9 protein-coding genes are annotated in these 9,187 nt (G+C 67.2%); 4 read left to right on the forward strand and 5 right to left on the reverse strand.

All coding sequences use genetic code 11. The annotated features are described in order from the left end of the window. Positions 1–76: 76 nt before the first annotated feature. Together ACO6VM_RS18400 and ACO6VM_RS18405 are read right to left on the reverse strand one after the other, a co-directional pair. Entirely contained in the window at positions 77–2,494 is a 2,418-nt protein-coding gene (locus ACO6VM_RS18400; RefSeq protein ID WP_401059067.1) for a glucose/quinate/shikimate family membrane-bound PQQ-dependent dehydrogenase, read from the reverse strand. 304 nt (positions 2,495–2,798) lie between these two features. Continuing rightward, a complete protein-coding gene (locus ACO6VM_RS18405; RefSeq protein WP_401059066.1) occupies positions 2,799–3,392 on the reverse strand; it encodes a TetR/AcrR family transcriptional regulator in 594 nt (197 codons plus the stop codon). A gap of 103 nt (positions 3,393–3,495) precedes the next feature. Between ACO6VM_RS18405 and ACO6VM_RS18410 the strand changes: the two genes are divergently transcribed. Further along, a complete protein-coding gene (locus ACO6VM_RS18410; protein ID WP_401059064.1) occupies positions 3,496–4,866 on the forward strand; it encodes an MATE family efflux transporter in 1,371 nt (456 codons plus the stop codon). On the opposite strand, the gene ACO6VM_RS18415 is transcribed toward ACO6VM_RS18410, so the two are convergent. Further along, complete coding sequence (locus ACO6VM_RS18415) at positions 4,854–5,183, reverse strand: cupin domain-containing protein (RefSeq protein ID WP_401059063.1); 330 nt, start codon at positions 5,181–5,183, stop codon at positions 4,854–4,856. The genes ACO6VM_RS18410 and ACO6VM_RS18415 overlap by 13 nt on opposite strands. 74 nt (positions 5,184–5,257) lie before the next feature. On the opposite strand from ACO6VM_RS18415, the gene ACO6VM_RS18420 reads away from it, so the two are divergent. Together ACO6VM_RS18420 and ACO6VM_RS18425 are read left to right on the forward strand one after the other, a co-directional pair. Next, on the forward strand, positions 5,258–6,157 hold the full coding sequence (locus ACO6VM_RS18420) for a LysR family transcriptional regulator (RefSeq protein ID WP_401059061.1): 900 nt from the start codon (positions 5,258–5,260) through the stop codon (positions 6,155–6,157). A 106-nt stretch (positions 6,158–6,263) separates the two neighbouring features. Further along, positions 6,264–7,460 (forward strand): MFS transporter, encoded by a 1,197-nt coding sequence (locus ACO6VM_RS18425; RefSeq protein ID WP_401059060.1) that lies wholly within the window; start codon positions 6,264–6,266, stop codon positions 7,458–7,460. Here ACO6VM_RS18425 and ACO6VM_RS18430 read toward each other — a convergent pair. Beyond that, positions 7,457–7,870, reverse strand: a complete 414-nt coding sequence (locus ACO6VM_RS18430) for an MAPEG family protein (protein ID WP_401059058.1) — start codon at positions 7,868–7,870, stop codon at positions 7,457–7,459. The two genes, ACO6VM_RS18425 and ACO6VM_RS18430, sit on opposite strands and share 4 nt — an antisense overlap. Next, entirely contained in the window at positions 7,867–8,178 is a 312-nt protein-coding gene (locus tag ACO6VM_RS18435) for a DUF2834 domain-containing protein (RefSeq protein ID WP_401059056.1), read from the reverse strand. Before ACO6VM_RS18435 ends, ACO6VM_RS18430 begins: the two co-directional genes overlap by 4 nt. A gap of 111 nt (positions 8,179–8,289) precedes the next feature. On the opposite strand from ACO6VM_RS18435, the gene ACO6VM_RS18440 reads away from it, so the two are divergent. Beyond that, complete coding sequence (locus ACO6VM_RS18440) at positions 8,290–9,093, forward strand: helix-turn-helix domain-containing protein (protein WP_401059055.1); 804 nt, start codon at positions 8,290–8,292, stop codon at positions 9,091–9,093. Positions 9,094–9,187: the final 94 nt, after the last annotated feature.

The raw sequence follows: 9,187 nt of genomic DNA on the forward strand, positions 1-9,187 counted from the left end.
AGGTCACGTCCCCCCTCACGCCAACCCTTGGCTTTGACGAGGGGAATGTGCTTGCCCCGCGATGTCTGTCAGAGGTTTATGGCAGTGCGTACGCCATCACGTAGTCGCCACGGTCGGTCGACTGGCGCGCGCCGCCAGCGGTGACCACCACGTACTGCTTGCCGGTCTTGGGCGAGACGTAGGTCATCGGGCCGCCCTGGCTGCCCACTGGCAGGCGGGCTTTCCAGACTTCGTTGCCGTTGCTGCTGTCATAGGCGCGCAGGTAGAAGTCCTGGGTGCCGGCAATGAACAGCAGGCCACCTTGAGTCGACAGGGTACCGCCCAGGGTCGGCAGGCCGATCTTGATCGGCAGGTGCATGCGGATACCCAGGGGGCCGGTATCCTCGACGGTGCCCACCGGCACTTGCCAGGCAATTTGCCGGGTCTTCATGTCGATGGCGGTCAGGGTGCCGAACGGCGGCGCCTGGCACGGGATGCCGGCGACCGACAGGAAGCGGTTCTTGTTCACTGCATACGGGGTGCCCTTGAGCGGCACGGCGCCCATGCCGGTGTTCAGTGCTTCGCCACCGCCAGCGGCCGCGCCCTGGTTCTGCGAAGGGATCATCTGGATCCACAGGCCCAGGCGCATGTCGTTGACGAAGATGAAGCCGTGCACCGGGTCAGTCGACAGGCTGCCCCAGTTCATGCCACCGAGCGAACCCGGGAAGCTCAGCGACAGGTCGGTGCCTGGCGCGGTGTACAGGCCGTCGTAGCGCATCTTCTTGAAGTCGATGCGGCACAGCAGCTGGTCGAACGGGGTGGCGCCCCACATGTCCGATTCGGTCAGGGTCTGCGCGCCGATCTGCGGCATGCCGACGGATTTCGGCTGGGTGGGCGAGTACGGCTCGTTGGGGATGTTGCTCGGCTTGACCGGTACTTCATCGACTTGGGTCAGCGGCTTGCCGGTGGCGCGGTCGAGCACGTAGATCTGCCCGGCCTTGGTGCCGATCACCACCGCTGGCACGGTCTGGCCGTCGTCCTTGGTGAAATCGATCAGGCTCGGCTGCATCGGCAGGTCGAAGTCCCAGAGGTCGTTGTGCACGGTCTGGTACACCCACTTCTGGTCGCCCGTGGTGGCGTCCAGGGCCAGCACCGAAGCGCCGTAGGTGTGGTCCAGCTGGTTGCGCTCGACACCGTAGATGTCGGTGGACGAGGAGCCCATCGGCAGGAACAGGGTGTTCATGGCCGGATCGTACGACATCGGCGCCCAGCTGTTGGGGGTGCTGCGCACGTAGGTGCTGTCGCCTTCAGGGGCTTTACGGTCTTGCGGGTTGCCCGGGTCGAAGGCCCAGCGCATTTCCCCGGTGATCACGTCGAAGCCGCGGATCACGCCGCCGGGCATGTCGGTCTGGACGTTGTCGGCCACCCGACCGCCGACCACCACGGTGGTACCGGCCATCAAGGGGGCGGAAGACAGCTGGTAGTACGAGTCGGGCACATTGCCCAGGCCCGTCATCAGGTTGACCTGGCCGTTGTTGCCGAAGCCCTGGCAGAACTCGCCGGTGTCGGCGTCCACGGCGATCAGGCGGCCGTCGATGGTGTTGGTGAGCAGGCGACGCTGGCAGTTGGCAGTGGCGGCCACGCTGGCAACCGTGATCGGCGAGCTGCCAGGCTGGGAAGGCTGGGCGATCGGCGCGCTGGCGTCGAAGTAGGCCATGCCACGGCAGCGCTGCCAGACCTTGGACTGGGCGTTGATGGCGTTCTTCCACAGCTCCTTGCCGGTGTCGGCGTCGAGGGCGATCAGGTTGTTGTGCGGGGTGCAGATGAACACCTTGTTGCCAACCTGCAGCGGGGTGAGCTGGTCTTCGGCGCCGTTGCCGTCGCTGATGGCCACGTCACCGGTGCGGTAGGTCCAGGCCACTTGCAGTTTGTCGACGTTGCCGCGGTTGATCTGGTCCAGGGCTGCGAAGCGGCTGCCGCCTTCGGTGTTGCCGTAGTGGGCCCAGTCCTTCTGTTCCTTGCCCGCTTCGACCGGGGTCAGGCCCGGGCCTTTGCCGGTGGGGGCGACGCTGGGGTGGGCGACGAACATGTTGCCGGCGGCAATCGCCAGCACCACGGCCAGCACACCGGCGATGCCATAGGCGCCACGGCCAGTGCTGCCGCCCTGGGCGCGCACCAGCAGCGGATAGACCAGTGCCACCAGCATGCCGATCGCGCCGAACATGAACAGGCGCGAGAACAGCGGCCAGAAGACCAGGCCTGCGTCGGCCACGGCCCAGATCAGCGTGCCGAGCAGGAATACGGCGTACAGCCAGGCGCCGGCGGGTTTGCGGCGGGCGATGAGCAGGCCGGCGATGGCCATGGCCAGGCCACCGACCAGGAAGTACCAGGAGCCGCCGAGGCCGGCGAGCTTGAAGCCGCCGGCGGCCAGCAGCAGGCCGAGCAGGGCGACGATCACGCCCAAGCCGACCAGGATGATTGTGGGGGCGCCAGTGGCGCGGGGGTTGTCTTTCATGCCAGGGATCTCGCAGGTGGAATGCGGCGCAGTTTAAGCCCTTAGCAAGCTAATTAACAAGTTAGTACATTTGTTGCTGGGGCTGATTGTCGCAGGGGTGGGAGGGGGAATGTGTGGCTAAAAGACTAGATCATGAAGGGAAAATGGGATTGGGGTTCGGGATCTTCGGGGGGGAATGTGGTGGTGCGACGATGGTCGTAGGGGTTTTGCAGCGCCCTCAAGATCGAGCGCCGCGCGGGCGGCGCTCGATCTGATGGGCGCAGCAAAACCATCGGCAAGCACCTAGCGGCCCCAAGTCACCCCCTCAACACTGCAACCCCTCCAGCAAACACCGCAGCGCCCCCTTGACCCGCTCCGCCGCCGCCTGCGGATCATCCTGCGCCACCACCCAGATCCCGGTATCGCCCATGGCCCCATTGATCAGATGCGCCATGGCCACCGCGTCAAACGCCCGCAACCGCCCAGCCTCCTGCAACTCCACCAGCCCCTGGGCCATGGGCCCGATATAGCTGGCCTCTTCCAGCTCGCGCAAGCGCAGGCCCAGCACCCCCGGCGCATCCTGCAGCAGGATCCGCCGCAGGGCCGGGTCGCGCAGCAGGTCGTAGTAGTGCAGGCAGGTGTCGATGTACCCCTCCCAGGGGTCTTCATGGGTGGCGTAGCGCACATCCAGCGCCTGGTTGATCTCATCGAGCAAGCTCTGCACCACCGCGGTGAACAGCCCGGCCTTGCCACCGAAATGGTGATGCAGGGCACCACGGGTCAGGTCGGCTTCGGCGCACAGGTCGTCCATGACCACGGCACTGAAGCCTTTCTCGGTGAACTGGCGACGGGCGACGGCGATCAGCCGTTCGGTGGTGTCCGCGCTCATGGCGGCGCGGCTGCGGCGAGGGGTGGGCATGGCAGGCTCCAACTGAAAGCGATGCCGTGCAAATTAGCATACGTTGCGTATGTCAATAAATGGCATTAGCATACGCGGCGTATGTCAACTCGAGGTGTTCACCGTGACTGCTTCTGTAAAGCACAGCGCCGTTTCCTGGCTTGCCGAGCTGCCAGGCTTGCTGCGCCTGGCCCTGCCATTGGTGCTGGGCCTGTCCGCTGCCGAGCTGATCAGCCTGACCGACACCGTGCTGCTGGCCTCGCTCGGCACCGTGGTGCTGGCCTGCGTGGCACTGACCAGCAGCGCCGGGCTGATTTTCCATGCGGGGCTCTACGGCATGCTCGCCACCCTCAGTGTGCGCGTCGGCCATGCCTTCGGCGCCGATGACCCGGCGGCGGTTACGCGCACCCTGCGCGCAGGCCTTGGCTACGGGTTGCTGATCGGCACCCTGGGCTGCATGGCGATGCTCGCCGCCTTGCCGCTGCTGCAGTGGCTGGGCGTGCCTTTGCCGGACGTGGCACTGCTGACCCCCTATTGGCAGGCCATGGCGGTGTTCCTGATCCCGTACTGCCTGATCGTGGTGTTCAAGGACGTGCTGGAAGCCATTGGCCGCCCGTGGGTGGCGGTATGGCTGGTGATGAGCGCGGTGTTGTTCAACATCCCGCTGAGCTACGGCCTGATACATGGCCATTTCGGCCTGCCGGCGCTGGGGCTGGTGGGGGCGGGAATCGCCGGGGTGCTCGCCGAGTTGCTGGCGCTGTTGCTGGCCCTGGCTTATTGGTGCCTGGCACCGTCGCTGGCGCGCTATCGCCAGCTGCCGCGCGGGCACACGCTGCGCTGGCGCACGCTGTTCGGCGAGGGCTGGCCGTTGGGCATGGGTTACCTGGCCGAAGCCGGCGCGGTGGTGATCGCCGCCTGGATGCTCGGCTGGCTGGGCAACGCCGCACTGGCGGCCAACCAGGTGGTGCATTCGATCGGCGCGCTGCTGTACATGCTGCCGCTGGGCATGGCAGCGGCGGTGAGCATCCGCATCAGCCAGGCCCAGGGCCGTGGTGAGACCGCCCGCATCCGGGCCATTGGCAGCGCCACCTTCGTCAGCGTTAGCGCATGGATGCTGCTGGCCACCGTGCTGCTGGTGCTGTTCGGCCGGCGCATCGCCGAGGCCATGAGCGACGACCCGCAGGTGGTCGCCATTGCTGTGCCGATGTTCGTGGTGGTGGCGGCGATGCAAGTGGCCGACGGCCTGCAGTCCACCGCGCTGGGGGCCTTGCGTGGGCTGCAGGACTACCGCTGGCCGGTGGGGGTGACCCTGGTCAGCTACTGGTTGCTGGCGCTGCCGCTCAGTTACTGGCTGGCCTTCCATTCCGCCTTGGGTGCGGTGGGGGTGTGGGTCGGTTTCGCCAGCGGCCTGGCCGTGGCCGCCGTGTTGCTGCCGTGGCGCTTCTATCGGCTGCAGGCCGCGCCAGCCCCGGTGGCCTTGGCTCAGCCGCGGTAGAACACCGCCAGCCACACGGTGGCCACGCCGGCCTCGGTCCATTCGACCCGGTGCCGGCAGTGCGGCGGGATGTCCAGGTGGTCGCCCGGGCGCAATACGCGGGTTTCGTGCTCGTGCTCAAGGCGCAACCCGGCGCTGCCGCTGAGCACCACCACCCACTCGCCTTCATCCTGGTCGTACCAGAAGCCCGGCGGGCTGGCCTGGCCGCTGGAGACGATGCGCTCGATGCGCAGGCCTGGGCGTTGCAGCAGGTCGTCGAACTGCTCGCTGGCCTGTGGGTCGAGGGCGGGCAGGGCGGTGAACAGGTTGTCAGGCATGGAGGGCGCGTCCGTGGTTGATTCCAGGGCCTGATTGTAGGAAGGTTCCTGGCTTTGCCCCAGGGAAAACTGCCATGGACAAGCTGCTGGCGCTCAAGGTGTTCATGGCGACCGTCGAAGCCCAGGGGTTTTCCGCCGCAGCACGCAGGCTTGGGGTGGCGACCTCGTCGGTGACGCGCCTGGTCGATGCGCTGGAGAGCGAACTGGGTGCCACCTTGCTCAACCGCTCGACCCGCCAGGTCAGCCTGACCGAGGCCGGTGCCGCCTACTACCAGCGTGCCCGCGACATCCTCGAAGCCCTGGCCGAGGCCGATGCCAGCGTCGCCGACCGTGGCGAGGAGCCCGTCGGCGTGCTGCGCCTGTGCCTGCCGGTGGAGTTCGGCCGGCGGGTGATCGCCCCGCACCTGGGTGCCTTCCTGGCCCGCCATCCAGGGCTGGAACTGGACATCGACCTCAGCGACCGCTTCGACGACCTGCTCGATGGCCGCTATGACCTGACCATCCGCCTCGGCGAACCCGCACCCAGCGACGAGCTGGTGTGTCGTCGGCTGGGGCAGTTCGAGCGCTGGCTGGTGGCCAGCCCGGCCTATGTGGCCCAAGGCCCCGCGCTGGACGATCCACGGCAGCTGAGCACCCGCGCCTGCCTGCGCTTTCGCTATGGCCAGTCGGCCCGGCCCTGGCGTTTGCAGCAAGGCGAACAGCGCCTGGAGCTGGACGTTACCGGCCCGTTGCGCAGCGCCAACGCCGACCTGCTGCGCGAGGCCGCCATCGCCGGTAGCGGCGTGGCGCTGCTGGCCGACTGGCTGGTGCGCGAGGATGTCGCGGCCGGGCGCCTGCAACGGCTGTTCGCCGACTGGCAGGTGAGCCCGGGCGCCGCCAGCGCCACCATCAACGCGCTATACCTGCCCAACCACCGCGGGTCGCGGCGGGTGAAGGCGTTCGTTGCGTTCTGCGAGCGGTTGCTGGCGCGCTAGCCGTTGCGCAAGGCGCAAAGCCTTGTTGCGTTGCCGACGGATTCTGCCGCGCGCTGCTTCCCGGCACCATGCCCGCACTTCTCCATCGCTTAGCGAGGCTACCCCCATGAATCTTTCCGTCGCTGCCGCCCAGCCGTCAGCGCCCGGCCTGAGCCGCGCCCTGGTGACGCTGCTGGCCTTCTGTTGCGGCGCCATCGTCGCCAACATCTACTACGCCCAGCCCATCGTCGGGCTGATCGCGCCTGACCTGGGCCTGTCCGCCGCACACGCCAGCTGGATCGTCTCGCTGACCCAGTTGGGCTACGCCCTCGGGCTGCTGTTGCTGGTGCCGCTGGCTGACCTGGTGGAAAACCGCAAGCTGATGATCGCCACCGCAGTGCTGGCGACCGTCAGCCTGCTGCTGGCAGGCAACAGTGGCCATGGCCAGGGCCAGCTGTTCCTGGCCTATGCCTTGCTCATCGGTTTCAGTTCGGTGGCGGTGCAGATGCTGGTGCCGCTGGCCGCGCACCTGGCGCCCGAGCACCAGCGTGGGCGGGTGGTGGGCAACATCATGGGTGGCCTGTTGCTGGGCATCCTGCTGGCCCGGCCGTTGTCGAGCCTGGTAGCCGATCATTTCGGCTGGCGCACGGTGTTCATCGGCGCGGCCGGGGTGATGCTGGCGATCATCCTGTTGCTGGCCCTGACCCTGCCGCGCCGGGAGCCCGAGCACAAGGCCAGCTATGCCGGGCTGATGGCCTCGCTGCTGGTACTGCTGCGCCGCTACCCGTTGTTGCGCCAGCGCTCGCTGTACCAGGCGCTGATGTTCGCCGCCTTCAGCTTGTACTGGACAGCGGTGCCGCTGGCCCTGGCCGCAGAGCATGGCCTGTCGCAAAGCCAGATCGCGTTGTTCGCCTTGGTCGGCGCCATAGGGGCGGTGGCTGCGCCGCTGGCCGGGCGCCTGGCGGATGCCGGGCATGGCCGACAGGCTTCGTTGCTGGCAATGGCGCTGGCGCCGCTGGCCTTGCTGTTGGGCCTGAGCACGCCGGGCATGAGCGTGATCGGCCTGGGGTTGACCGGGGTGCTGCTGGACTTTGCGGTGCAGATGAACATGGTGATCGGCCAGCGCGAGGTCTATGCGCTCGACCCCGCCAGCCGCGGGCGCCTCAATGCGCTGTACATGACCAGCATCTTCCTGGGCGGGGCCGTGGGTTCGGCGCTGGCCAGCGGGGTGTATGCGCACTTCGGCTGGGCGGGCGTGGCGTTGCTGGGCGCGGCTTTGCCGGTGCTGGGGCTGGGTGCCTTCCTGTTGGCGCGCCAGCGCTAGCAAAGGCGGGCGGCGATCATCCCGGCCAACCCCAGAAGGCAGCCCAGACCAACCGCAAACGCCAGTGTGCGCCAGGGTTGCCAGGCCGCCAGGTAGGCCAGGGTATGGGCCAGCCGGGCAGCGGTGAACAAAGCGCACAAACACAGGGTCGGCAGCTCAGGTGTGTGCAGGGTGATGGCCAGGCCGCCGAGCACGAAGAACAGCGGGATGTTCTCCAGGTCATTGGCCCAGGCCTGGGCGGCGCGGCGTACTTCGGGGCGCTCCCGGGCTGCGGCCGAGCGGCCCAGCACAGCCGCATCCTCGGCGTTGACGAAGGTCAGGTGACGCAAGCGGTAATACCCCTGGTAGCAGGAGATCGCCAGCATCTTGAGGAACAGCAGCAACACACTGGCGGCGAACACCGTGATCATGGCCGATGGCCTCTGAACCCGTGCACGACCAGGTACAGCAGCGGGCCGATCGAAACGAACAGCAGGGTCAGCAGGCAGTAGGGCAACACACTGCGCCCCGGGCGCCCTCGGCGCTGGGCATCGCGCCACATCCACAGGCAGGCCAGCGCCGCCATCAGGTACAGGTCGATGACCACCTGCAGGGTGTCCGGGCTGCTGATCAGTTGCAGGCCGAAGGCCAGCAACGACTGTTCGGCATGGGCCATGGTCCAGCAGGTGTAGAGGGTCAGGGCGATCAAGGTGACGAGTGCCAGCCAGGGTTTGCGCATGGTGGGAGCTCCGGGGTGGTTTCGATGCCCGAACACTAGTGATAGGGTCCCAGCCCAGCAATGACCTCAGAGGTCATGGACGACTCACCTGAACATTCGCAGGCTCAGCCCATGGACACTTCCACCTTTCACCCCACCCGGCCAACGTCCACCGCAGGTTCGCCGTTGCGCCAGTTGCGCCGCCAGGCCGGGCTCAGCCAGATGCAGCTGGCCCTGCGTGCCGGCGTTTCGCAGCGTCACCTCAGTTGCATCGAAACCGGTCGGGCGCGGCCAGGCATTGCCACCCTGCATGCCCTGCTGAGCGCGCTGGATGCGCCACTGGAGCGCTGCAACGAGGTGTTCCTCGCCGCCGGCCTGGCGCCGCGCTACCAGGCCTCGCCGTTGGATGCCCCGGCGCTGGCGGCCGTGCGCGATGCCATGGAGCACCTGTTGCAGGCCAACAACCCCGCACCGGCCATAGTTATCGACGGTAACTGGGACGTGCTGGCGGCCAATAGTGCGACGTCCGCGCTGTTTGCCTTGCTCGGGTTGCCGCCGTCACAGATGGAGGGGTTGAACATGCTGGCCATGCTGTTTGCGCCCGGCGGGCTGGGTGAGTACTTGCTCAATGCCGAAGAGATTCGTGCGGTGGGTTGGCACCGTGCCCGTCAGGAGTCGCTGAGCAATCCGGTATTGGCCAAGCGCCTGGCGCAGATGGCGCTGCCAGGCGAGCTTGAACCTGCCGAGGGCGTGTTGCCGCCGCTGCTGTTGACGCGATTGGCGTCGCCACAGGGCGAGCTGACCTTCATGTCGACCTTCACCACCTTTGGCATGCCCCAGGACATTACGGTCGAGTCATTGCGCATCGAGCACCTGGTGCCGGCGGATGCGCGCACCTGGCAGGTCATGCGCGAGGCCTGTTCAGCGTTTTCTTGAAAGCCCAATCGCCGGCAAGCCGGCTCCCACAGGGGGATTGAAATGCCTGTGGGAGCCGGGTTTTCGGCGAGTTGGTAGACAAGAAGGCCCCTTT

It is taken from the genome of Pseudomonas sp. GZD-209 (genome assembly GCF_049310485.1).
GTDB classification, from domain to species: domain Bacteria; phylum Pseudomonadota; class Gammaproteobacteria; order Pseudomonadales; family Pseudomonadaceae; genus Aquipseudomonas; species Aquipseudomonas sichuanensis.